This is a genomic window from Halomonas sp. Mc5H-6 (assembly GCF_024124705.1).
GTDB lineage: Bacteria > Pseudomonadota > Gammaproteobacteria > Pseudomonadales > Halomonadaceae > Vreelandella > Vreelandella subterranea.
In genome coordinates this window covers 213,778-237,573 of record NZ_JAMXSI010000002.1, presented here as the reverse complement: position 1 = coordinate 237,573, position 23,796 = coordinate 213,778, and the positions used below count along the sequence as shown (strand labels likewise).

Genomic DNA, 23,796 nt, shown 5'->3' with positions numbered 1-23,796 from the left:
CGCCCATCAGTCCGGCGACGCGATCAATTCGCTGACCACCGCGGTGGCGAAACTACCCCGCGGCAGAGCGAATGAGAGTACCACGCTCTGGGCTTCCCGGTTTAGCTGTGGCTCGCTCAAACGCATGCGTAACGCCCGCTGCCCACGCTTGACTCCGGTACGCAGCAAGCCCTCGCACAGCAATGGATGACGATCCAGCAACATTGCCTCGTAGTCACCCGCCGCCTGCTGGCGGGTAGTGCCTATACCCCACAAGGGGCCAGTCGGATGCACATCCAGCGCATCGGCACGCGCACAAAGCGTGGCGTCTACCTGGTCGACATCGAACACGCTCCGGGTGCCGTCCAGCATCAGCGTATCGCCGTTAACTGGCTGTTGCCACTGGTCTTTCTCAATTCGTTCGCTAAGCAACTCGTTGAACAGAAAGCTGCGCGCGGTGGACAGCAGGATACCGTGACGATCGTCACGCTTGCGCCACCCGCGCGCCAGCAATGCTTCTGCGCGCTGTAGATTGCGCCCCGCTGGCCCGAAGCGTTGCGACCCAAAGTAGTTGGGCACGCCCTGCTGACATAGCAATTGCCAACGCTGACTGACATCGTCCGTCTCTACCGCCTCACCGCTAAGCCGCAGTTGAAATCGATTGTAACGATGCACGCCCCGCTTCAACTTGCGGGGGTGGCGGGCGTGCTGCAAAACATCGACGCCGCCATCGGCGAGAGCCTGCATCAACCCCTCAGGCGCCTCCTTACCGGGCAAATGCACGCTCAGCCATTGGCGAGTCACCGCGACACGGTCTTTCATCCCCGAATAGCCCACGTCACGGGGCGCAACACCACAGCGCTGGCTGAGCATTTTAACGACCTCCAGGGTCGTCAGGTTGCGCTTTTCAATATTCAGCCAAAAGTGTTCCCCGTGGCCTTCCGGGACAAAATCCAGCACCTCGTCGACCACAAAGTCGTCAGGCGCCAGACGAAACCGGCCGGGTTTTGGCGGGCCGAGTATCGCATCAAGGCTGCGTTGCCAACGGGGCAATTCAAGCATGGGGCCTCTCAAGCGGGCCGAGCAGCACCACCGCTTCGGCAGCGATGCCTTCACCGCGCCCGGTAAAGCCCAGCCGCTCGGTAGTCGTGGCTTTAACATTCACCTGGCCCGTGGCCACCCCCAGGTCCGCCGCGATCACCTCGCGCATGGCGCCCACAAAGGGGGCCAGTTTTGGCGCCTGGGCCATCACCGTGGCATCGACATTGATAACGTTATACCCTTCGGCGCGCACCAGGGCGATAACCTGGCGCAAGAGATCGCGGCTGTCCGCCCCTTTCCACGTCGGGTCGGTGTCCGGGAAGTGATGACCTATATCCCCCAGTGCACAGGCGCCCAGCAGGGCATCGCTCACTGCGTGCAACAGCACATCGCCGTCGGAGTGGGCAATGAACCCTTGCTCAAACGCCACCTTGACCCCGCCAAGCATCAGATGATCGCCGGGGCCAAACCGGTGGACGTCAAACCCATGACCAATGCGCATTAAAGGCTCCTCTCGGTGGTATCACGCTGTGAGGTAAGAATCGCGGCCGCCAGTGCCAGATCATCGGGGTGGGTCACTTTAAGGTTGTCCCGTCGACCGGACACCAGCTGGGGAGCATCACCCAATGCCTCCACGGCGGAGGCTTCATCGGTCACCAGCGTATGCCGGTTTCGCGCCTCGACCAGCGCCCGGTGAAGCTGGCGGTAGCGAAAGCCCTGAGGCGTCAAGGCATGCCAAAGCGCGTCGCGGGGCTCACTACGCAGGCTGGCGCCACTTGGGCTGGCGCGTTTCATGGTGTCGGCCACCGGCATCGCCAGGAGCGCACCCGAGTCATGGCGCTGCACGGCCTGGTGGAGCGCCAGCAGATCCTCACGGGTTACACAGGGGCGGGCAACATCATGGACAAGCACCAGATCGTCATCCCCCGCATCGATAGTCGTGAGCGCGTTGAGCACGCTGTCCATGCGCTCTTCACCGCCGGTGACACGCTGCCAGTCGGCAAACGGCACCCACTCTTCAGCGAACCAGTGGTCGTCGTCATCCAGGCACAGCACTAGCCGCGCGTCCGGAAAGGCGCTGTACAAGCGTTCCAGGGTATGAACAAGCAGCGGGCGTCCCAGCAACGTCAGGTACTGTTTGGGCCTATCTGCCTCCATGCGGCGCCCTTGACCGGCAGCGGGCACCACTAACCATAAAGGCTCACTCATCGGGCGACTCCGGCCTGACCACCGAACGCGCGTTGATGCCGATCAATTCTTCCTCGATGGCAACACCTGGCACCCAGAAAAACTGTTCGTCGGTGCGTACCATGCCCATATCGCTGCGTGCGCGCTCTTCAATCGCATCCAGGCCGCCCTTGAGATCGGTCACCTCAGCCGCCATTCGGGCATTGCGCTCGCGCAGGGGCACATTCTCTGCCTCCTGAGCGGCAACGCGCTGCTCGAGTCGCTGCAAATCACGCCAGCCGCCATCGCCAAGCCAAAGCTGGTATTGCAGCATGCCCAGCACCAGCAGCAGCGCAATCAATAGCCATCTGCGCATGACCGCTCTCCTTAAAGCCGACTACCCAAGGTCATCGAACCGGTTGTGTGGATAAATTGGCGCGCATTATGCCATTAAGCGGCTCGGCCAGCGAGTTGCTTTCACTTGTAGGGCAGCGCCTCAAAGGCGGCATCTCGGTAGGCGGCCACTTGTTGCCCCTCTTCACGGCAAAAGGTCGCGACCGCGTTTGCCAGGCCAGGGTGGGCCAGGTAATGCAAGGAGCGCACGCGATGCGGTGCAAAGCCGCGTAGCAGCTTGTGCTCACCCTGTGTGCCCGGATCAAACAGGGTAAGCCCCTGCTCCAGGCAAAACTCGATGCCCTGGTAATAGCAGGCCTCGAAATGCAGGCAGTCCGCCATTACTTCGCTGCCCCAGTAACGTCCATAAAGCGTCTGAGCACCCCGAAAGTAAAGCGCGGCCGCAACGGGTCGCCCGTCAAGACGCGCCTGTACCAAGACCAGCGACTCGGGCATGGCATGGTAAATCCGGGTAAAGAAATCCTGGGTCAGATAAGGCGGCCGACCGCGTTCCTGGTAGGTAATGGCGTAACAGCGGTAAAAATGCACCAGGTCAGCAGGCGTGATCTGCTCGCCGACCAAGCGCACCACCTCCAGACCCTGCTCGGCCACCAGACGGCGTTCACGCTTGATCATTTTACGCCGCTTGGACGTCAGCGCAGCGAGAAACCCGCCGAAGTCGCCGAAGTCTCGATCACGCCACTGAAACTGCACACCCTCGCGGCTGATGAGCTCTGGGCACTGGGCCTGCCACGCTTCCACTTCTGACGTGTCAGCAAACAGCAAATGCCAGCTCGAAAGGTCCTGGCGCTGGCACTGCGCCTGCCAGCCCTGGGCCAGGACCGTGTAGACGGCTTGCGTATCAACTCCTTGGGCCACCAAGGCGCGCGTGCCGGGCACCGGGGTAAACGGTACGGCACTCAGCGCTTTAGGATAATAATGCCCCCCGGCGCGCTCAAAAGCATCAGCCCACCCCCAATCAAACACATATTCGCCGTAGGAATGGTGCTTCTCGTAAAGCGGCATGGCACCCACCAGCTGATCACCCTGCCACACGGTTAAGTGGCGGGGCTGCCAGCCGGTCGCTGGGCCTACCGAACCGCTCGCCTCCAGGGCATGCAGGAAGGCGTGACGTAAAAACGGCTGATCGGCATCTACCAGAGCATCCCACTGACTGGCCGGCACAGCCTCAATGGCAGATAACACCGCAACCGATAGCGACGCTGGCATAGTCTCTCCCGAACCTGGAATTGGCTTCACTTAAGCTACTCTACACTATGCAGGACCGTTACCCTGCTAGGATACAGGCCCGTAATTTAACGCAAAGAACTGCCTCGCGCCTGACGTCAGGGACCACCAAGGAGACGCCATGACCCGCCACCTCAATGCCTGCCTGGAGACCCAGCGTCTTGCCTGCCGCCAGTCACCTTACCTCTCCCTGGCGGAGCGACGTGAGCTGTTAGCCCGGCTGGCGCTGATGACCAAGCGCCATCGACACGCCATCATCGAGGCCATCCAGGCCGATTTCGGCCAGCGCAGCGACGTGGAGATTCAGCTCGCCGACATTCAGCCGGTACTCGATGCGGTAAGTCATGCACGACGTCATCTATGGCACTGGATGCGCCCCTGGCGAGTCAGCGTCCCCTGGCGGCTACTGCCTGCACGCGCGCGTATTGCCCCCCAACCCCTTGGCGTGGTGGGTATCATCGCTCCCTGGAACTACCCTTGGAGCCTTGCGTTGATGCCGGTCGTTGACGCCCTCGCGGCGGGCAACCGGGTAATGCTCAAGCCAAGCGAGCTGACGCCGCAAACCAGCGCCCTGTTAGGCCAACTGGTGAAACAGTATTTCAGTCCCCGGACGCTGTGTGTGATTGAAGGCGACGCCACTATTGGCCAGGCGTTTAGCGCCCTGCCGTTCGACCATTTACTGTTTACCGGCTCGCCCCAAGTCGGCCGGAAAGTCGCACAGGCCGCTGCCAGCAACCTAACCCCAACGACGCTGGAGCTGGGTGGCAAGAGTCCGGCGTTCGTAGCCGGCGACGCCGACTTTACGCGCGCTGCTGACGCCATTATTTTCGGCAAAGGCATGAACGCTGGACAAACCTGTATTGCTCCGGACTACGTGCTGGTCGAAAGCCGCCATCTCGATGCTTTGACCAACGCCCTGAGCCGCGCGATTTTAAAACAGCGCCCCTCGGCACAGGATGCCACCCAGCCAATAAACGAGGCTCAGCGTGCACGTAGCGAAGCAATGCTCGCCGAGGCGCGCAATCACGGATGCCGTATTATCGACCACGGCGCCCACGCCCCCGCGCTGGTAATTGATCCCAATCAGGGCCTTGCCGTAATGCGCGAGGAAATTTTCGGCCGCTGCCTGCCGGTCATCAGCGTCAAGGACAGCGATCGGGCGCTTGGCTTTGTCGCTGCGCGACCACACCCGCTGGCGATCTATGTGTTCACCCAGCAACGCGATCAACAACGCCGTTGGCAACACGCCAGCCAGTCCGGTGCCCTGGTCTTCAATACCACGCTGTTACATCACGCCGTGCCGGGGCTGCCGTTTGGCGGCGTCGGCGCCAGCGGCCATGGGGCCTATCACGGCCGCCATGGTTTTCACCGTTTCAGCCACCTGCGCGGGATGTTTTATCAGGCCAGCCGCTCCCCAGCTACGCAAGTCTACCCACCTTACAAGCGCTGGCTACTGAAATTACTCCGCCTCATTTAAGCCGGGGAGCGAGCGGCCGATAATGTTAATATAAGGTTTTATTGACACCTTCTCAGGGAGCAGGGATGCCAGCACCACCAACCCTCGATAACGAGCCTCAGCGCCTGGCAGCGGTGCATGAGCTTAGTGTCCTTGATACCCCCAATGACAAGGCGTTTGAACGCTTGACACAACTGACCCGCGACCTATTCGTTGTACCTGTTGCCTTGGTATCGCTCATTGATCAAGAACGGCAGTGGTTTAAATCGCACCAGGGAATTGAGATGTCTGAAACGGACCGGAGCATTTCTTTCTGCGACCACGCCATCGCCCAAGATGGACCGTTCATAGTTGAAGACACTCTTGAAGACGAGCGCTTTGCCGACAACCCATTGGTCACAAGCCCACCGCATTTCCGCTTTTACGCAGGCTACCCGATACGGCCCCTCAATGGCATGGCCGTTGGCACTTTATGCATTATCGACTACCAACCGCGCCAATTCAGCGAACGTGACTTGAAGCTACTGGGTCGTTTAGCGGGTCAGGTTGAAGAACTGTTTCGCCACCACAAGCTGCAGATTGAACTCACCCAGACAGCCAATCTGATGCATAAAGAGCAGCAACTACTCAAAGTTCTCCACCACGGTATTACCGACTATCAGGCGCTCATGTCCGGCGAACGGCTGTGGACCTTTTTGACGGAAGCCCTGAGCGAACTCACCGACAGCGAATACGCCTTGATTGGCGAGGTGCTGCCCGGCGACACCAGCAATGCGCTGAAGCTCAATGCCATCAAAGGGCCGTTGTGGAGTCCCGAAGCGCGTCATCACATCGAGCAACTACTCAGTGGCGACCGGGTGCTCAAGAATCCAGACTCACTGTTGGGACGCGTCTTTGCCCGGGGCGAGGTGGTCATCGACAACGATGTCAATGAGCATACCCAGCGCAGCGAGTTCCCGCTGGGACAGGTACAGTTCGATAACTACCTGGGCGTACCTATTTTCAGTAGCGGTCAACTTATCGGCATGTTTGCCATCGCCAACAGCCGCCAGCAGTTGGACCAGCACTTGCTGGAATGGCTACAGCCCTTCACCGACACCTGCGTGCTACTGATCAACCTGTACCGCCAGATGGCGGAGCGTGAGCAGGTCATGCAGGACTTGGCCAATACCCGCGATCAAGCCGAACGCGCCAACCAGGCCAAGAGCGAATTTTTATCATCGATGAGCCATGAGCTGCGCACGCCGCTCAACGCGATTCTCGGCTTTGCCCAGGTACTCGGCCACAACCCCCGCGCCCCTCTGAACGACAAACAAAAGCGTCAGGTCAACCAGATCGAAAAGAGCGGCCACCATCTGCTTAGTTTGATCAACGATGTGCTGGATTTGGCCAAAATCGAGGCGAGTCAGCTGTCGCTTTCCATTGAAGCCATTGCGTTGAACAGCCTCTTTGAAGATGCCTGCAGCACCCTCGAGGCTAACGTCGGGGCCGCCGGTATCACCCTGACCTGCACATTACCCGATAGCGACTTGAAGGTCAGTGCCGACTACACACGTACCAAGCAAATCCTTCTCAATCTGCTGTCCAACGCGATCAAGTACAACGTTGCCAACGGGCGGGTCGATATTCTTGCGCAGCGTCAGAAAGATGTCGTAAGGATCAGCGTCAGCGATACAGGCCCCGGTGTCGAGACCGACCGGTTCAGCGAGCTGTTCGAACCGTTTAACCGCCTTGATGCTGAAGGCAGCCACGTGGAAGGGACGGGCATCGGATTGTCCATTACCCGGGAGTTAGTGGAACGCATGCACGGAGAGATCGGCGTCGACAGTCAGCCAGGCCATGGGGCGACGTTCTGGTTTACGTTGCCGGTGTCGACCTCCCCCGATGCTGAGCGCCCTGCAGGCCCCGAGCAACGACGCCTGCCCGAGACCGCAAACCAGCAAACACTGCTGTACATCGAAGACAATCCCGCTAACCAACACCTGATGGAAGATATTGTCGACGCCATGGAGGGCGTGACACTACGCACCGCATCAAGTGCCGAGATCGGCCTGGAAATGATGCGTTACGCCATCCCCGCCGTGGTGGTAATGGACCTGCACCTACCCGGCATGAGCGGCTACGAAGCGCTTACCAAGCTGCGTGAAACGCCCATCTATCGCGAGGTGCGCGTCATTGCCCTGTCGGCCAATGCGCTGCCCAGCGACATAAAAAGGGGCCTCAGAGCAGGGTTTGATGCTTATTTAACCAAACCGATCGATATTAAACAGTTTACCGACACGCTTAACCCGTTGCTGGGGGCACCCACCAGGCAGGAGCCATGACATTTTATTCCAAACGCGTATTGGTCGTTGACGATAACCCCGTCAACATCGAGCTCATGATCGACTTGCTCGAGAACCAGGGTTTTCACAACATCCACGGCATCAGCGACCCCCGGGAGGTACTCGTCTTTTGCCAGGCGTCTCTGCCCGACCTGATATTGCTGGACATCCGCATGCCGCATCTGGATGGCTACGGGGTTATCGAGCAGCTTAACGCGCACTTCGATCAGCAGACGCCGCCGATCATCATTCTTACCGCCCAGGTTGACGACGACACCCGCCAGCGCGCGCTGGCGCTTGGCGTGCGCGACTTTGTTACCAAGCCTTTCAAGCATGCCGAGGTGCTACAACGTATTCTCAACGTGCTCAACGTCGAGCACCGCTACCACGTCCGGGACCGACAGGCCGACACTCTGGAACGCATGGTCAATGAACGCACTCAGGCGCTTTATCTTCAATCGTGCACCGACCCCATTACGCAATTACCCAACCGGCGCGGCCTTACCCAAGCCCTAAGCGAAGCGACAAAACACAACGATGCCACTGGGCTATTGTTCATCGCATTAGACCGCTTCGATGATGTCATTCGGTTGCATGGGTACCGGATTGCCGAAAGGCTAATGAGCCATATCGTCCAGCGCCTGGCTGAGCGCCTGGGCGACTCTCACACACTCGGCTTATGGGGTGGCAGCGAGCTGTTGGTGATTAGCGCCACCGATGACACGTCCGAGCTTGTGTCGCTGGCCCATTACCTGATGGAAACGTTCGAAACCGACCAGCAGATTGACGATTTGCTGCTGCCGCTGGAGGCAAGAGTCGGCATTAGCCGAACCCGCGGGGGATTTGATATTGAGCGGTTGGTCCATATGGCGACCTTGGCGCTGCCCCAGAAGAATGGCAGGTCGGTCCAGTGCTATAGCGAAACGCTCGAGGCCCAGCAGCGTCATCGGCTACACGTCCGTCAAGCCTTGCGCGGCGCCACCGAGCGCGGTGAAATGTCGCTCGTCTTCCAACCCAAGCTGCGCCTGAGTGATCAGCGTATTACCGGTGCCGAAGCGTTACTGCGTTGGCACCATCCCGACCTGGGGCACATATCGCCAGGCATGTTCATTCCCCTGGCCGAAGCCAGCGGAGATATCTTTTCGGTTGGCGAGTGGGTACTGGAAGAGGCCATCAGGACGATCGCCGACTGGCGGCAGAAAAACGTGCTAAGTGATGACTTTCACATCGCCGTGAACGTAGCCGCCCGGCAGCTGGCGCGCAAGGATTTCGCCGCAAGTGTATTGCGGCAGTTGGAGGACCACCAAATCCCCGCGCGCTTCTTGGCCATTGAAGTCACTGAATCCGGTTTATTGAGTGATATGCAGAACGCCCGCCAGCAGCTCGAGCAGTTTACACAGGCCAATATCGCTGTGGCCATCGATGATTTTGGCACCGGCCACTCTTCGTTGGCGTATATCAAGACACTGCCTTTTTCAACGCTGAAGATTGATCGCGCCTTTGTCATGGACCTGGAAGAAAGCGACGTAGAACGCCAGCTGGCCCGCACCATTGCCCAACTGGCGCATAGCGTGGGCAGTGACGTTGTCGCGGAAGGCATTGAAACCGCGTATCAGGCCATGTACTTACGGGGTATTGGCTGTGAAACTGCTCAAGGCTACTATTTCTCTCGGCCATTACCGGCCAGCGAGTTCCTCGCCTGGTGCGATAATTGGCAGCCAAACTTGCCACCAAAAGCCACGGAGACCGTTTAATGGCTCACGACTTGCTCGACCGGATACGCCAACGCCTTGAAGATCTCAATCGCTCGGAGCGTAAGGTCGCCAACGTGATTATCGATGATCCTGCGGCCGCCACCAGCCTGAGCATTGCCAGCCTGGCACAGGCGGCGAGCGTCAGCGAGCCAACGGTGAACCGTTTTTGCCGTAATTTTGGCGCCAAGGGCTACCCAGATTTCAAGATCAAACTTGCCCAGAGCCTGGCGGGCGGCACCCCCTACGTGACCCGGGCGGTGGAACCTGGCGACTCCGCCACCCAGTACACCCAGAAAATCTTTGGTGCCACCATTGCTGCCCTGGATGAAGCCCAACGCGAGGTCGACATGGGCGCCGTGGAGCGCATGGTGGATTACCTGACCCAGGCCAAGCAGATCCACTTCTTCGGCCTCGGCGCGTCCGGTGCGGTGGCGCAGGATGCCCAGCACAAGTTCTTCCGCTTCAACCTGCCGGTCATGGTGCACATCGATGTGCTGATGCAACGCATGATTGCCGCTGCCTGCCACACAGGGGATGTGGTGGTGATCATTTCCTACACCGGGCGAACACGTGAACTGGTCGATATCGCGCGCGTCGCCCGCGAAGCGGGCGCTGTCGTACTGGGCATTACCGCACCGGATTCACCGCTGGCGCTGGAGTGCACCGCCACTCTTGAAGTCGCGACGCCGGAAGACACTGACCATTACATGCCCATGACGTCACGCGTGATTCAACTGACGCTGATCGATGCGCTGGCCACGGGGGTAACCCTCCGGCGCGGCGAGGATTTCCTGCCGCACCTTAAAAAGATAAAGGACAGCCTGAGGGAGACACGCTTCCCTGTGCCCAAAAGCTCCTAACCGGTCACCGCGGCGGAAACGGTAATCTCGACCTTGAGTTCGTCGGCCGGCATCGGCGCGCATACACAGGTGCGGGCCGGGGCATGACCTTCCGGTACCCAGGCATCCCAAACGGCATTCATCGCCGCGAAATCGCTGCCGTCCTTGAGGTAGATCGTGGCGGTCAGCAGCTGTTCGCGCGACGAGCCAATCTCGCTCAAAAGAGCATCCACCCGCGTCAGCATGCTTTCGGTTTGTGCCGTAATATCATCGTAACGCGCCTCTGGCCCGGCGACCTGGCCACACAGGTGGGCCACACCCTGATGGATGACCGCTCGGCTCATGCGGGCTTTGGTGTCGTGGCGTTCAATCGTCATTGGTTTCCTCATTGTCGTTGAATCCGTTGTCATCCAGCTACTCAGCACAGTCGATGCACTTGAGCACCAGCGGATCGCTTTCCAGTCGTTTAATGTTAATCCATTCGCCGCATTCGATACATTCACCGAAGGCACCCTGCTCGAGACGTTGCAAGGCGCCGGCGATACGCGTCACGTTTTGCTGGCGACGCTGCTCTTCGGCCTTGGCCATGGCCTGACCCTGAAGGGCGTCCATGCGCGACAGTCGGCCGACAGAGGTCTGGTCCAGCGTCACCGTATCCCGAGCCTCGGCACTGCCAGCACTTTCGTCGATCAGCGTCTCGCGCAGCGTGATTAATCGGGCCTTCATGGCCTCCACGTCCACATCGGGGTGGTTCATCGCCGCCTCCTTATGATCTGCTGTTATACTAGGGGAATTAACCTTTTACGAGCGCCCCTACGCCCGCTTGTTTCGCAAAGGATACTGCATCATGGGCTATCGTACCCTGCTGCGCGACCATCGTAGTGTGTTAAGTATCGCCTTTTTGGCGATGTTCAGTTCGAGCCTCGGGCAAAGCTTTTTTGTCGGGCTTTTTCAGGCGCCCCTGGCCGACCATTGGCAGTTCAGCGCTGGCCAGTTCGGTACCGCCTACACCATCGTGACGCTCGCTGCAGGGTTTGTGATGCTGTATTACGGCCCTTCCATCGACTGGATATCCCCCCGCCGCTTCGCGATTACCGTGCTGCTTGCCTTGGTGACGGGCGTCGCCCTGCTCACCCTTTCCCCCTGGTGGTGGCTTGGCGTTCTCGGCCTGGGCCTGGTGCGGTTATGCGGGCAAGGCATGCTGACCCACCTGGGCAACACCCTCGCTGCCCGGGAATTCAGCACCCAGCGGGGACGTGCCATGGGGCTGGCAAGCCTGGGAATTCCACTCGGCGAAGCGCTACTTCCGCCGCTTGTCGCGATGACACTACTTTGGCTTAGCTGGCAGTCTTTCTGGTGGTTGCTGTGTGCTCTGCTGGCCTTGCCATGGCTATGGCTGCTCAAGCGAGCCCCCTGGTCCAACGCGCCGGGCAAAAAACCCCAAAAACACGATGCCACCGGGCCGCAACCCTTTCGCGAGTTTCGCTTCTGGACGTTATTGCCGCTGCTCATGTCGCTGCCGATCACTATGACAGGGCTGTTCATCTATCAGGCGCAGTTGACCGATGCCCTGGACAGTTCGCTTGGCGTCTATGCGCTGGCCCTTACCGGTATGGGGGTCGCCAAGCTTCCCGGGGCACTCTTGGGCGGCCGCTGGATCGATAAAATCGGCCCAGTGCGCCTGGCCCGCATTTACTTGCTCCCTTATGCCGCGGCGATGCTATTCGCCACCCTGGTCGGGGGTAACGCAAGCGTGTGGGCGTTGATGGTGGGCGGCGGCCTGGCAATGGGCGCTCAAGAACTGATTGCCTCGGGCCTGCTGATCAAGCTGTGGGGCATCGAGCACCTGGGGCGCGTGCGCTCCGCACTGAGCGCCGCCATGGTATTCTCCACCGGCATCGCGCCGGCCGCCATTGGCATGGCGCTGAGTGTCGGCCTGTCATTCACGGCCGTATTGAGTGCCATGCTGGCGTTTATCATCGCCGCCTGGTGTCTTGCCCAAGGCGTCTTGCAGCTGGCCAACCAAGCGGCCAGCCCCTAGCGCAGGATCAGCACCGGCAGCTGGGCCTTCCTCAACATCGCGGTGGTGGTGCTGCCAACCAGCAAATGGCGAATCCGCGAGTGGCCGTAGGCGCCCATGACCAGCATATCGATGCCATGTTCCTCTTTGTAGGCGCGTAAGGTTTCTTCGACGTCACCTGCTCGAATGGCGCCTTCGGCAGTATGGCCCGCGCTCGTCAGGGTCGACAGTGCCCAATCCAGCTGTGAACGATGCTCGGCGGTTTCTGCGCCAACGATGACAGTGTGGCAGGTCGTGCCGTTAAACAACGGGCTTTTGGCGAGCATTTCAACGCCCTTGCGCGCTGTTTTGCTGCCATCGAAGGCCATCATGACGTTTTCGGGATGGGTGAATGTCCTGGGCACCATCAGGATAGGCCGGTGCACTTCGCGCACCACGCGCTCCAGGTTTGAACCTATATGGCCGCTGGCCTGGTGCGCGGTTTCACCGCGCTTACCCACCACCAGCAGGCGTACACTATTTTCCTGCTCGACCAGGGTTTCCACCAAGGTACCGTTGCGCTGCAGGGTATCCGGCGCTGCGACACCCGCTTTCAGGGCTCGCTGCTTGGCATCGTCCAGCACAAGCCTGCCTCGCTCACGCGCCAGTTTGGCATGCTGTTCTTCGACGTCGGATAGCTTTTCCAGTAGATGCTCGCGGGTGCCCAGTCCCAGGTTGCCGGTCAGGTCAGGCTCGGAGACTTGCGGGCGGTTATCCAGCACATGAATAAACGCGAGCGGTGCATCGAGCGCCCTGGCCGCCCAGGCAGCGTAGTCGCATACCCCTTCGGAAAACTGGGAACTGTCGATAGCCGCCAATACTCGATCGGACATTGATTAACCTCACTTGAGCGGGTGCAATAAACATTATTGTTATCGCCTACCTTTTTACACGAACTTATTGACCGGCAACAGCGACGGCCCCGACACCTCAACATGATAAGCTTGATGACCTCTCGGGCGAATTGGCAAGGGGACGTATCTTGGGTATTAGCTGGGGTAGCATGATGCTGGTGGCGTTGGGCGGGGCTTTCGGCGGCATGGCCCGCGTCGCCCTCTCTAATCTATTTGCCAAATGGCTGGGTATCGCCTTTCCCTGGGGCACCCTGGCCGTTAACCTGCTGGGCGCTTTTGCCCTTGGCGGGTTGGCGAGCACACTCCATCAGGGCAGCACACCTTCAGGCGGTGCCTGGCTGATTATCGCCGTCGGGTTACTGGGCGGCTTCACGACGGTCTCGTCCTTCAGCCTGCAAACCCTGGGGCTGTGGGAAAACGGCATGGGAGGCAAGGCACTCGCCAATATCATCAGCACGCTGACATTCGGCGTGGCGGCGCTGGGGTTAGGTGCATGGTTAGCGGGAGGGGGACTATGAAGGCGCTTGCCACCTATGCCGCGGTGGGCCTGGGCAGCGGTCTCGGCAGTGCGCTGCGTTTCGTCATCTCGTTATCGATGGCAGGCAGTTTCGGTAGCGCCTTTCCCTGGGGGACGCTTCTGGTGAATGTCGTCGGCTCAGGGCTGATCGGCTGGCTTGCCGGGCGCATTGCCCGCGCACCCGATGCGCAACGCAAACGCTGGCAGCCCTTTTGGGTGGCTGGTTTTTGCGGCGGGTTCACCACCTTTTCCCTGTTCAGCCTAGAGGTCGTTTCACTTGCCCAGACCCAACCCCGCCTGGCGTTTGCTTATATCGCTGTCAGTCTGCCTTTATGGTTGGTGGCCGTATGGGTGGGGCAACGCTGCGCCCATAGCGGTTAAGTCATCCTGCTTGATCCGCGCTTAACCGGCTCCCGACTCGGCCGGTGACTGTTTTACCAGCCGCGGTACCCAGGCGAGGTAGGCCACCATGCCCAGCAGTTCGACCAGTGACTGCAGGACAATGACCACCACCGCCGCGGCCCAGATATCGGGCAACGCAATCGCCAACGGGAGTACCACAAAGGAATTGCGGGTGCCGAGGCTGAACATCAGCGTCCGGCCGGCCGCCGCGGGAAGACGAAACAGGGTGTGGAGTGTCTTGCTGACCAAGGCTGCCGCCAACAGATAGAGCACGAAGACCACGGCGATTCGCCAAAGCACTTCTTGTGATTCAATAATCACATGTACTTGAGAGGCCGCAATCAAGAACACCACCGTAGCCAGCAGTGGCACGGGTAGCCACCCCATCACTTCAACGCCTCGCTTGAGTGCAGCGGATTGCGCGGCCCCTTTTTCGGTCAGCCAGGCAAGTAGCAACGGCGTCACGATCAGCCCTAAAAAGGCAGGCAACAAGTCGCTCAGCAGATGGGCACCGACAAACTGCTCGCCCATCATTAACGCGACATAAAGCGGCAAAAGTACTATCTGCAGCAGAAGCAATACGGGAGTCGCGGCAATTGCCCTGGCACTGTCTCCCTGCCCAAGATGCGTAAAGCTGATAAACCAGTCGGTGCAGGGCACCAGCAAAACAAGCAGGACGCCGAGCAGCACAGCGCCCTCCAACCCAAACAGCGTGGTCAATCCCCACACGACCAACGGCATGACGATGAAGTTGCCCAACGCTAGCGCGCCCATAAAGCGCCGGTCTTTGAAGGCTTGGGAAATATTCAAAAGGGGCACTTGGGTAAAGGTGGCGTATAGCAGCCCGCCAAGTAGCGGCCAGAGGGCGAGGTCCCATGCCTGAACCGTTTCCCAACGCGACCCCAGACCAATACCGGCAACAATGGCCAACAGATAAAGCCAGACTTGATACTTTTCCAGGGTGTCGCGCATCAAGGTAGCGTCTGCTCCTGAGTCAAATGACCGTTGCAGGGGGCGGGTCATGCCCGAGATATGATTAGCTCACGCGCTCATATCCGCCCACCACACCTTGCTTGCTGAGCACAAACTGCCACAGTTGGGTTTCACGAGCGCGAAAAGCGCCAGCGCAGCTTAGCAGGTAATAACGCCACATGCGGTAGAAGGTGTGATCAAACTGCTCCTTGAATTGCGCCCAGTTGGCTTCAAAGTTTTTATGCCAGGCCATCAGCGTCTTGTCGTAATCGGCACCAAAATTATGGACGTCTTCGACCACAAATAACCCCTCCGCCGCGTCGGTCACTCGACCGAGTGTGGGGAGTTCGCCATTGGGGAAAATATACTTATCAATCCACGGGTCGGTTGACGTTGTGCTTAAATTCTTACCGATGGTGTGAAGCAGAAAGAGACCATCTTCTTTCAGGCAGCGGTTGGCGACTTCCATGTATTCACGGTAGTTCTTGCGCCCTACGTGCTCGAACATACCCACGCTGACGATACGATCAAACTGCTCGGTTTCATCGCGGTAGTCCTGCAGCCGGAACTCAACCGGCAGCCCGGCTTTCATCAAGCGTTTGCCAAACTCCGCCTGTTGTTTGGAAATCGTCAGGCCCACGCATTCAACGCCGTAGTGCTCGGCCGCGTAGGCCATGAAACTCCCCCAGCCGCAGCCGATATCCAGCACCCGCATACCGGGCTTGAGGTCCAGCTTGCGACAAATCAGATCGAGCTTGGCCTCCTGGGCATCATCAAGCGTTGCAGCGTCCTTCCAGTAGCCACAGGTGTAGGTCATACGCTTGTCGAGCATGGCCGCGTAGAATTCGTTGCCCAGATCGTAGTGTTTTTCGCCCACTTCCCAGGCCCGTTTGGCGTTCTGGCGATTGAGCAGCCGGGAGCGCAGTGAGTGATAGACAAGCTGCGTGGGCCGGATCCGCTGGTGGAGCTGGGCGCGCATCAGGCGATAAAAGAACTGGTCCAGGGATTTGGCATCCCAGTCGCCATTCATATAACTTTCGCCAAGCCCCAGATTGCCTCGCGAAAGGGCGCTATCGATAACGCCTGGCGCTTTCAGTTGGATATCCCAAGGGCGGTGGCCATTAATCGCAATATCCGCCTGTTTCAATAAATCCGCGACGAAGCGATGGGATGATGAGCGTTCGTCAAAAACCGTTTTCTGCGTATCCAAGGTTGGTAAATTCAAGGTTACACCCCACCTTTGCCTATGAGTGAATTGGTAACACCTCTTCACTAAGCATAGAACCAAGATCGACGTTTGGTGAAGTTGGCGGCACTTTCTTCAGCCACAAAAAACCGGCCACGCTTCCATCGGAAGGGGCCGGTTGGGGCAGCGCTTAGCGCAATATCAGCACGGGAATAGTGCTCTTGCGCAGCATGTCGGTGGTGGTACTGCCCACCAGCAAGTGGCGAATGCGCGAATGGCCGTAGGCGCCCATCACCATCATGTCGATACCATTGTCTTTGGCGTAGGCGTGAAGCGTGGCCTCCACTTCACCGGCGCGAATCGCCCCTTCGGCTTCGTGGCCCGCCTCGCGCAGGGTGGTCAGCGCCCACTCGAGCTGCGAGCTGTTCTCGCCGGTATCAGCACCGACGATCACCACATGGCAGGCAATGCCGCTGAACAGCGGGCTCTTGGCGAGCATTTCAATGCCCTTCCGCGCCGTCTTGCTGCCGTCGAACGCCATCATGACCTTTGCCGGGGCTTTAAAGCCGCCGCGCGGCACCATCAGGATCGGCCGGTGCATTTCGCGTACCACGCGCTCAAGGTTTGACCCCAGATGACCGCTGGCCTGGTCGGCGGTTTCACCACGCTTGCCCATGACCAGCAGACGCACATCGTTTTCAAGCTCTACCAGGGTCTCCACCAGGGTACCGTTGCGCTGACGGGTGGCAGGCTCGGCGATGCCGTCTTCAATGGCACGCGCCTTGGCCGCCTCGAGCATCAGCTTGCCCTGTTCGCGGTTGATCCTGGCCCGCTGCTCGTCAAGGTCGGAAAGCTCTTCCATGAGCTTTTCCCGCGCCCCGAGGCGCAGGCTGCCCGATAAATTGGGGTCTTCGGGCGCTTGCGAATGGTTGTCCACGACGTGAACAAACACCAGCGGCGCATTCAGCGCCTGGCTGGCCCAGGCAGCGTAATCGCAGACGCTTTCTGAAAACGATGAGCCGTCGATGGCGGCCAGTACCTGACCGGACATTGAGAATTGATCAGACATCATGCACTCCTTGCTGGTTAGTGGCCGCCCATGAGTTTTTCCACCGCCACGGGGTCGTCATGCACGGCGTAACGATCCACCACGGTGGCGCTCGCCTCGTTGAGGCCAATCAGCTCAACCTCGGTGCCTTCGCGGCGGAACTTGATCACCACCCGATCCAGCGCCTGCACGGCGGTGATATCCCAGAAGTGGGCCCGGGAGAGATTGATGGTGACCTTGTCGATGCTTTCCTTGAAATCAAAGGCTTCGATAAAGCGCTCGGAAGACGCAAAGAACACCTGACCCACGACCTGGTATTCACGCTCAGTGCCGGGTTCCACTTCTTTAGACCCGATGTACATGATGTTGCCAACCTTGTTGGCGAAGAACATCGCCGCCAGCAGCACGCCCACGAAAACCCCTATCGCCAGGTTGTGGGTGCCCACGGTCACCGCCACGGTCGCCACCATCACGATATTGGTGCTCATGGGGTGTTTCTTGAGATCGCGGATGGACTCCCAACTGAAGGTGCCCACCGACACCATGATCATCACCGCAACCAGCGCCGCCATGGGAATCTGCGAGACCCAGTCGGCGAGGAACACCACCATCAACAGCAGGGCAACACCGGCAATCAGGGTCGAGGTACGCCGACGCCCGCCGGATTTAACGTTGATCACCGACTGACCGATCATCGCACAGCCCGCCATGCCGCCGATCAGGCCCGAGCCGATATTGGCAATGCCCTGGCCTTTACACTCGCGATTTTTATCGCTCTTGGTATCGGTCAGATCATCGATGATCGTCGCGGTCATCATGGATTCCAGCAGCCCCACCACGGTCAGCATCAGTGAGTACGGCAGGATGATCATCAGGGTTTCAAGGTTCAGCGGCACGTCCGGCCACAGGAAAATCGGCAGGCTGTCAGGAAGTTCGCCCATATCGCCCACGCTGCGAATCTCCATGCCGGTAATCATGTACACCGCGGTCAGTACCACGATGCACACCAAAGGCGAGGGAATCATCCGGCCGATAACGGGCACATAGGGAAAGCCGTAGATGATCGCCAGGCCCGCCGCCGTCATGGCGTATACGTGCCAGGTCACATTGGTCAGTTCAGGCAGTTGGGCCATGAAAATCAGAATCGCCAGCGCGTTGACGAACCCCGTGACCACCGAGCGCGAGACAAAGCGCATCAGGTCGGCAAGCCTCAGGTAGCCGGCGATGATCTGGAACACCCCGGTCAACAGCGTGGCGGCCAGCAAATACTCGAGCCCGTGCTCCTTGACCAGGGTGATCATCAGCAGCGCCATGGCCCCGGTGGCAGCCGAGATCATGCCCGAGCGCCCGCCGGTGAAAGCGATAATGACGCAGATGGCGAAGGAGGCGTAGAGGCCGACTTTCGGGTCGACCCCTGCAATGATCGAGAAGGCGATGGCCTCGGGAATCAGGGCGAGTGCCACCACGATACCCGCCAGGGTGTCGCCCTTGAGGTTCGAGAGCCAAGACTGTTTAAATTTTTCGTACATGCGGGGGTCCATGGTTGAAGGTTAACGACAGGCCGCAAGCGTGGGGCGTAAAACACCCGACAGCGGCACGTGAAGCGCTTGATACAAGATGGTGCTTGAGAGAGCGACGTACGCTGACGTCAGGGCATAGCAAAAACGGTATGCAAGGATACCGCCAGGCGATGACAGCCGGGTGAAGGCGTCATGCACAGCAAATTAGGAAGGAAAGCCTAGGGCGGAGTCATCAGCCCTGAGGTGGCAAGTGCCGGTAACGTCATAAACAAGGTCACTGTGTCATCTACACGGATTCGCTGGCCTGCCCTGAACCATAAAGGCGCCAGCGGAAGGCGCAGGATTCTAACAGTAATTTTACCACCCTGCACCCAGTCATCACCGTTGGCGTTCCGTGACAGCCGTCAGGCAGGCACCATGTTCGACGACTGCAGGGTGCCCAAGCCCACCACTTTGGCGTACCATTGCAATGCAATATACCGACTGATCGAGTCCCAACTTTCCACGTTGAAGCGGCCCCCGCCGAGAGAAGAGGAGCAGTAGATGAGCCATTCCATAGCAGTGATCAAAGGCGACGGTATCGGCCCCGAAATCATGGACGCCACGCTACGCGTGCTGGATGCCCTGGATTGCGGTTTGGAGTACGAATTTATCGACGCCGGTCTGGGCGCGCTGGACAAACACGGCACTCTGATTCCCCAGGCGTCGCTGGACGCCATCGAAAAACACGGTATCGCGCTCAAGGGCCCGCTTACCACGCCGATCGGCAAGGGCTTCTCCTCCATCAACGTGCAGCTTCGCCGTCACTTCGACCTTTACGCCAATGTGCGCCCTGCGATCAGCTTTCCCGGCACTCAGTCACGCTACGACAACATTGACATGATCACCGTGCGGGAAAACACCGAAGGGGCTTACCTCGCCGATGGCCAGGAATACATCGACGACGGCAATACCGCGTTGTCGGTGATCAAGGTGACCCGCAAAGGCTCCGAGCGCATCGTGCGCTATGCCTTCGAACTGGCGAAAAGCAACGGCCGCAAGAAAGTCACCGCCGTACATAAAGCCAACATCATCAAGACAAGCTCCGGGCTTTTCCTGGACGTTGCCCGGGAAATCGCCGAAGAATACCCCGACATCGAATTCCAGGAGATGATCGTCGACAACGCCTGCATGCAGCTGGTCATGAACCCGCATCAGTTCGACGTCGTGGTGACCACCAACCTGTTTGGCGACATCATGTCGGACCTGTGCGCGGGTCTGGTCGGCGGGCTTGGCCTGGCACCGGGCGCCAACATCGGCGAAAAAGCGGCGATCTTCGAGGCTGTGCACGGCTCCGCGCCGGATATCGAAGGCAAGAAGATCGCCAACCCCTGCGCGCTGCTGCTGGCCGCGGCGCAGATGCTCGACCACCTGAACATGGACGACAAAGCCACCGCCATCCGCAAGGGGATTCGCGACGTGCTGGAAAACCGCCGCGATATGGTCACCCCGGACATGGGCGGCACCGGCACCACCGACACCTTTGCCGAAGCACTGGTGGACTACGTCGGCCGCTAATGAAGCTTCCGCTCACCGGCCGCGGTAACGGCCGGTGAGCGAAACCGGTAGCCCAACAGGCGCATTGCGTTAAGCGTCACCAACACGGTAGCGCCGGTGTCAGCCATTACCGCCACCCACATCCCGGTGATTCCCAGCACGGTCGACACCAGAAACAACGCCTTGAAACCCAGCGCCAGCGCCACGTTGGTCTTGACGTTGTTCAGCGTCGCCCGGGACAGCGCGATGAGTTCGGCAACCCCCATCACACGGTTCTTCAGCAAGGCCGCATCGGCGGTTTCCAGCGCCACATCGGTTCCAGCTCCCATGGCGATCCCCACGTCTGCCGCCGCCAGCGCCGGGGCATCATTGATACCATCGCCGACTTTACCTACCGGCCCAAGCCCATGTGCCTGCCAATCACGGACCCGCTGTGCCTTGGCTTCGGGCATCAATTCGCCCTCGGCCTCAATGCCCAGCTGTTCCCCCATGGCCGCTACCGTGCGTGCATTATCGCCGCTGAGCATCACCACGCTGACGCCCAGGCGTTTGAGCGCTTCAATCGCGGCTGGCGTATCCTCGCGGGGTTCGTCGCGCAGCGCCAAGATGCCAAGCGCGGTACCTTCAGCCAGCAACAGGACCACCGTTTTACCCTCTGCTTCCAGCGCGGCAATTCGCGCTGACTGGGTCTCGGTCCCCTGCCAGTGGCGCGGGCTTGTCAGGGTCAACGCCTGCCCCTCGAACCGACCGCTGACCCCCTGCCCGGCCTGAGCCTGCCCCTCGGATGCCCTGCCCAGCGACAGCCCCAACTGCTCTGCATGCTGCACAATGGCCTGCGCCACCGGGTGGCTCGAGTCCTGCTCCAGTGCAGCGGCCAGGCGGACGACCTCTTGTTCACTGGGCTCGTCCCAGCCTTCCACATCGGTCACGCTGGGCGCGCCTGCGGTCAGGGTGCCGGTTTTATCCACCGCCACGCGCTGAAGCTTGCCCAGCTGTTCAAGTACGGCGCCACCCTTGATCAACAGCCCACGCCGCGCCGCGGTTGAAAGCCCGGCGGCAATGGCGGCGGGTGTCGAGATGACCAGTGCGCACGGGCAGGCGATCAGCAGCAGCGCCAAGGCCCGGTAGACCGACTCGGACCAGGCAAGCCCGGTCAACCAGGGGGGCACCACCGCCACCAGCACGGCCACCCCGACGACCAATGGCATGTACCAACGGGCAAAGCGATCGATAAAGCGCGCCACCGGGGCTTTGGCGGCCTGCGCCTCTTCGACCAGATGGATAATCCGGGCAATGGTATTGTCGGCAGCCCCCCGGGTGACCTCTACCTCTAACGCCGCGTCGAGATTGACCGTGCCCGCCCAGATCTCCTCGCCGGTGGCCCGCTGCCGGGGCACCGACTCACCGTTGATGGGTGACTCGTCGAGCTGGGAGGTACCCGCGATGATACGTCCATCGCAAGGCACGCGATCGCCGGGGCGCACCAGTACCCGCTGGCCTGGCGTCAACGCATCAGCCGCTATCTCGCGGGTGGCCTCCCCCTCAAGCAGACGCGCCGTCGCTGGCGTCAAATTGCCCAGCGCGGCAATCCGGCGTCGCGCCTGCCCGGCCGCCACGCCTTCGAGCAGCTCACCCACCGCGAACAAGAACACCACCATGGCTGCTTCAGCGGCGGCCCCGATGGTTAAAGCCCCTAGGGCCGCGATACTCATCAGCATTTCAATGGTCAGCGGATTGCCCATGCGCAGCGAGCGCCAGGCCACCTGCCCGATGGGCAGCCAACCGATCAGCGTGGCCAATACGAATGGCCAGGCACCCACTTCAGGCAGACGCCAGGCCAACAACCACGCCATGACCAGCAGTACGCCACTAATCAGTACCAGCCGCCCTTTTGTCGTGTGCCACCAGCGCGGCGTCGATGCCGTCGATGGCGAGGCTTCAATCACCGGATAACCAAGCCTGGAAAGCGTGTGTTTCAAGCTGTCATGGTCCAGCGCCTGGTCGGCATAGGCGGTCACACTCACGGTACCGCTCATGCTGGAGGCGCTGACCCGTTCAACCTGCGACAAGCCTTCAAGCGCTGCCTCTACCTTGCGCTCGCAGCCGCCACAGTCCATGCCCTGGACATTCAGGCGTGCGGTGTCGCGGGTCTCTTGCTGGCGAGTGGTCATGGCATCGTCCTTCCCAGTCGACTATATTGGGATCAGCCTAATACCTGTAGTCACTAGAGGTTCAACCCATGACCCGCACGTCAAGCCAGGCCGCTATCGGCATCGGCGAACTCGCCACCCGCACCCACTGCAAGCCGGAAACCGTGCGCTATTACGAGAAGATCGGCCTGCTGCCCGCCGCCCCGCGCAATGAGGGCAACCAGCGGCGTTACAGCGAGGCAACGGTGCAGCGCTTGATGTTCATTCGTCATGCGCGGGATTTCGGCTTCTCGGTGGAGGCCGTGCGGGAGCTACTCGATATGGCCGACCACCCGAGCCAGCCTTGCGACCAGGTCGATCAACTGGCACGTCGGCACCTGGCGGAGGTGGAGTCGCGCATTCAGCGGTTGATGGTTTTGCGCGACGAGCTGAAGCGCACGGTTGCCCAGTGCGACGGCGACAGCGTGGCCCAGTGCCGGATTATCGAGGTGTTGAGCGACCACCGGCTGTGCAGCCACGATGCCGCCCATGGCGGCGCGGAGGCGCTCCGTTGATGCGGCGGCGCGTTACGCCCCCAGCCACACGTCGAGGAACAGCATGATCACAAGGCCGATGGCCAGACCAAAGGTTGCCTTCTTCTGGTGCCCACAGCGGTGCGTCTCGGGAATGATTTCATGGCTGATCACATAGAGCATCGCCCCGGCGGCAAAGGCCATGCCCCAGGGCAGCAATATCTGCGATACGCTGATGATACTGGCGCCGAACAGGCCGCCGATGGGCTCGATCAACCCGGTGAGCGCGGCAATCGTCCATGAGCGAACCCGCGAATATCCCTCGCCCATTAACGCGATCGCCACGGCCAGCCCTTCCGGCATGTTTTGCAGGCCAATGCCGATCGCCAACGGCATCCCGCCTTCGAGACCGTTGGCACCGAACCCCACGCCCACCGCCATGCCCTCGGGCAGGTTGTGAATGGCAATGGCAAAGACGAACAGCCATACCCGCCGCAGCGAGGCGGCTTCGGGGCCTTCGCGACCCTGCTGGAAATGCTCGTGAGGCAGACGCTCATTGAGCAGGGCAATCGCCCCCATGCCCAGCAGGATCGCCGCGCAGACAATGGCAGCGGGCACCGGCCCACCGGCGTAATAGATTTCGGCGGCGTCCAGCGCTGGAATGATCAGCGAAAAGAACGACGCTGCCAGCATGACACCGGCGGCAAAACCCAGCGCCAGGTCTCGAAACCCGCGGTCAGGGGTTTTGCCCAGCAGTACCGGTAGCGCACCGACGGCCGTTAACGAGCCAGCGGCAAGGCTACCCAAGAAACCGAGTAAAAAGGTATTTTCCATGCGCC

General features: G+C 60.2%; 23 protein-coding genes. 9 read left to right on the top strand and 14 right to left on the bottom strand.

Features of this window, described 5'->3' with window-relative positions; translation table 11 throughout:
• Nucleotides 1-6: 6 nt before the first annotated feature.
• From NH395_RS04535 to NH395_RS04515, 5 genes are all read right to left on the bottom strand, one after another.
• Nucleotides 7-1,041 (bottom strand): tRNA pseudouridine(13) synthase TruD, encoded by a 1,035-nt coding sequence (locus tag NH395_RS04535; RefSeq protein ID WP_253022710.1) that lies wholly within the window; start codon nucleotides 1,039-1,041, stop codon nucleotides 7-9.
• A complete protein-coding gene (gene ispF, locus NH395_RS04530; protein WP_253022708.1) occupies nucleotides 1,034-1,522 on the bottom strand; it encodes a 2-C-methyl-D-erythritol 2,4-cyclodiphosphate synthase in 489 nt (162 codons plus the stop codon). The genes NH395_RS04535 and ispF overlap by 8 nt, the downstream gene beginning before the upstream one ends.
• Complete coding sequence (gene ispD, locus NH395_RS04525; protein WP_253022706.1) at nucleotides 1,522-2,229, bottom strand: 2-C-methyl-D-erythritol 4-phosphate cytidylyltransferase; 708 nt, start codon at nucleotides 2,227-2,229, stop codon at nucleotides 1,522-1,524. Before ispD ends, ispF begins: the two co-directional genes overlap by 1 nt.
• Nucleotides 2,222-2,563: a cell division protein FtsB gene (gene ftsB, locus NH395_RS04520; RefSeq protein WP_066322402.1), complete on the bottom strand. Its 342-nt coding sequence runs from the start codon at nucleotides 2,561-2,563 to the stop codon at nucleotides 2,222-2,224. Before ftsB ends, ispD begins: the two co-directional genes overlap by 8 nt.
• Before the next feature lie 101 nt (nucleotides 2,564-2,664).
• Nucleotides 2,665-3,810: a GNAT family N-acetyltransferase gene (locus tag NH395_RS04515; protein WP_253022704.1), complete on the bottom strand. Its 1,146-nt coding sequence runs from the start codon at nucleotides 3,808-3,810 to the stop codon at nucleotides 2,665-2,667.
• Nucleotides 3,811-3,949: 139 nt separating this feature from the next.
• Here NH395_RS04515 and NH395_RS04510 point away from each other — a divergent pair, with 139 nt between their 5' ends.
• The 4 genes from NH395_RS04510 (at nucleotide 3,950) to NH395_RS04495 (ending at nucleotide 10,222) form a co-directional block, all read left to right on the top strand.
• On the top strand, nucleotides 3,950-5,305 hold the full coding sequence (locus tag NH395_RS04510) for an aldehyde dehydrogenase family protein (RefSeq protein WP_253022703.1): 1,356 nt from the start codon (nucleotides 3,950-3,952) through the stop codon (nucleotides 5,303-5,305).
• Between the two features lie 65 nt (nucleotides 5,306-5,370).
• Nucleotides 5,371-7,608, top strand: coding sequence for a GAF domain-containing protein (locus tag NH395_RS04505; RefSeq protein WP_253022701.1), 2,238 nt, complete (start codon nucleotides 5,371-5,373; stop codon nucleotides 7,606-7,608).
• On the top strand, nucleotides 7,605-9,362 hold the full coding sequence (locus tag NH395_RS04500) for an EAL domain-containing protein (protein ID WP_253022699.1): 1,758 nt from the start codon (nucleotides 7,605-7,607) through the stop codon (nucleotides 9,360-9,362). Before NH395_RS04505 ends, NH395_RS04500 begins: the two co-directional genes overlap by 4 nt.
• Nucleotides 9,362-10,222, top strand: a complete 861-nt coding sequence (locus NH395_RS04495; protein ID WP_066322417.1) for a MurR/RpiR family transcriptional regulator — start codon at nucleotides 9,362-9,364, stop codon at nucleotides 10,220-10,222. The genes NH395_RS04500 and NH395_RS04495 overlap by 1 nt, the downstream gene beginning before the upstream one ends.
• On the opposite strand, the gene NH395_RS04490 is transcribed toward NH395_RS04495, so the two are convergent.
• Together NH395_RS04490 and NH395_RS04485 are read right to left on the bottom strand one after the other, a co-directional pair.
• Complete coding sequence (locus NH395_RS04490; protein ID WP_066322422.1) at nucleotides 10,219-10,578, bottom strand: RidA family protein; 360 nt, start codon at nucleotides 10,576-10,578, stop codon at nucleotides 10,219-10,221. The two genes, NH395_RS04495 and NH395_RS04490, sit on opposite strands and share 4 nt — an antisense overlap.
• Nucleotides 10,579-10,615: 37 nt before the next feature.
• Nucleotides 10,616-10,957, bottom strand: a complete 342-nt coding sequence (locus tag NH395_RS04485) for a TraR/DksA C4-type zinc finger protein (protein WP_253022697.1) — start codon at nucleotides 10,955-10,957, stop codon at nucleotides 10,616-10,618.
• 91 nt (nucleotides 10,958-11,048) lie between these two features.
• On the opposite strand from NH395_RS04485, the gene NH395_RS04480 reads away from it, so the two are divergent.
• Nucleotides 11,049-12,242 carry an MFS transporter gene (locus NH395_RS04480; RefSeq protein WP_253022695.1) on the top strand — a complete coding sequence of 398 codons (1,194 nt, stop codon included), beginning with the start codon at nucleotides 11,049-11,051 and terminating at the stop codon, nucleotides 12,240-12,242.
• Here the strand turns inward: NH395_RS04480 and NH395_RS04475 are convergent.
• A complete protein-coding gene (locus NH395_RS04475) occupies nucleotides 12,239-13,093 on the bottom strand; it encodes a universal stress protein (protein WP_253022693.1) in 855 nt (284 codons plus the stop codon). The two genes, NH395_RS04480 and NH395_RS04475, sit on opposite strands and share 4 nt — an antisense overlap.
• A gap of 149 nt (nucleotides 13,094-13,242) precedes the next feature.
• On the opposite strand from NH395_RS04475, the gene NH395_RS04470 reads away from it, so the two are divergent.
• Nucleotides 13,243-13,632 carry a CrcB family protein gene (locus NH395_RS04470; RefSeq protein ID WP_253022692.1) on the top strand — a complete coding sequence of 130 codons (390 nt, stop codon included), beginning with the start codon at nucleotides 13,243-13,245 and terminating at the stop codon, nucleotides 13,630-13,632.
• On the top strand, nucleotides 13,629-14,012 hold the full coding sequence (locus NH395_RS04465) for a CrcB family protein (protein ID WP_253022691.1): 384 nt from the start codon (nucleotides 13,629-13,631) through the stop codon (nucleotides 14,010-14,012). The genes NH395_RS04470 and NH395_RS04465 overlap by 4 nt, the downstream gene beginning before the upstream one ends.
• 21 nt (nucleotides 14,013-14,033) lie before the next feature.
• Here NH395_RS04465 and NH395_RS04460 read toward each other — a convergent pair whose 3' ends face one another.
• The 4 genes from NH395_RS04460 to NH395_RS04445 all read right to left on the bottom strand — a co-directional run bounded on the left by NH395_RS04460 (nucleotide 14,034) and on the right by NH395_RS04445 (nucleotide 18,768).
• Nucleotides 14,034-15,005 carry an arsenic resistance protein gene (locus NH395_RS04460; protein ID WP_253023077.1) on the bottom strand — a complete coding sequence of 324 codons (972 nt, stop codon included), beginning with the start codon at nucleotides 15,003-15,005 and terminating at the stop codon, nucleotides 14,034-14,036.
• Nucleotides 15,006-15,069: 64 nt separating this feature from the next.
• Nucleotides 15,070-16,230 (bottom strand): cyclopropane fatty acyl phospholipid synthase, encoded by a 1,161-nt coding sequence (cfa, locus tag NH395_RS04455; RefSeq protein WP_092826169.1) that lies wholly within the window; start codon nucleotides 16,228-16,230, stop codon nucleotides 15,070-15,072.
• Between the two features lie 151 nt (nucleotides 16,231-16,381).
• Nucleotides 16,382-17,242 (bottom strand): universal stress protein, encoded by an 861-nt coding sequence (locus NH395_RS04450; protein WP_253023075.1) that lies wholly within the window; start codon nucleotides 17,240-17,242, stop codon nucleotides 16,382-16,384.
• Nucleotides 17,243-17,277: 35 nt separating this feature from the next.
• Nucleotides 17,278-18,768 (bottom strand): SulP family inorganic anion transporter, encoded by a 1,491-nt coding sequence (locus NH395_RS04445; protein ID WP_253022690.1) that lies wholly within the window; start codon nucleotides 18,766-18,768, stop codon nucleotides 17,278-17,280.
• A gap of 534 nt (nucleotides 18,769-19,302) precedes the next feature.
• Here NH395_RS04445 and NH395_RS04440 point away from each other — a divergent pair.
• Nucleotides 19,303-20,316, top strand: coding sequence for an isocitrate dehydrogenase (locus NH395_RS04440; protein WP_066322444.1), 1,014 nt, complete (start codon nucleotides 19,303-19,305; stop codon nucleotides 20,314-20,316).
• On the opposite strand, the gene NH395_RS04435 is transcribed toward NH395_RS04440, so the two are convergent.
• Nucleotides 20,313-22,466 carry a heavy metal translocating P-type ATPase gene (locus NH395_RS04435; RefSeq protein ID WP_253022689.1) on the bottom strand — a complete coding sequence of 718 codons (2,154 nt, stop codon included), beginning with the start codon at nucleotides 22,464-22,466 and terminating at the stop codon, nucleotides 20,313-20,315. The two genes, NH395_RS04440 and NH395_RS04435, sit on opposite strands and share 4 nt — an antisense overlap.
• Nucleotides 22,467-22,534: 68 nt before the next feature.
• Between NH395_RS04435 and NH395_RS04430 the strand changes: the two genes are divergently transcribed.
• Nucleotides 22,535-22,999 carry a helix-turn-helix domain-containing protein gene (locus NH395_RS04430; protein ID WP_253022688.1) on the top strand — a complete coding sequence of 155 codons (465 nt, stop codon included), beginning with the start codon at nucleotides 22,535-22,537 and terminating at the stop codon, nucleotides 22,997-22,999.
• A 12-nt stretch (nucleotides 23,000-23,011) separates the two neighbouring features.
• Here NH395_RS04430 and NH395_RS04425 read toward each other — a convergent pair whose 3' ends face one another.
• Complete coding sequence (locus tag NH395_RS04425) at nucleotides 23,012-23,791, bottom strand: ZIP family metal transporter (protein WP_253022687.1); 780 nt, start codon at nucleotides 23,789-23,791, stop codon at nucleotides 23,012-23,014.
• Nucleotides 23,792-23,796: the final 5 nt, after the last annotated feature.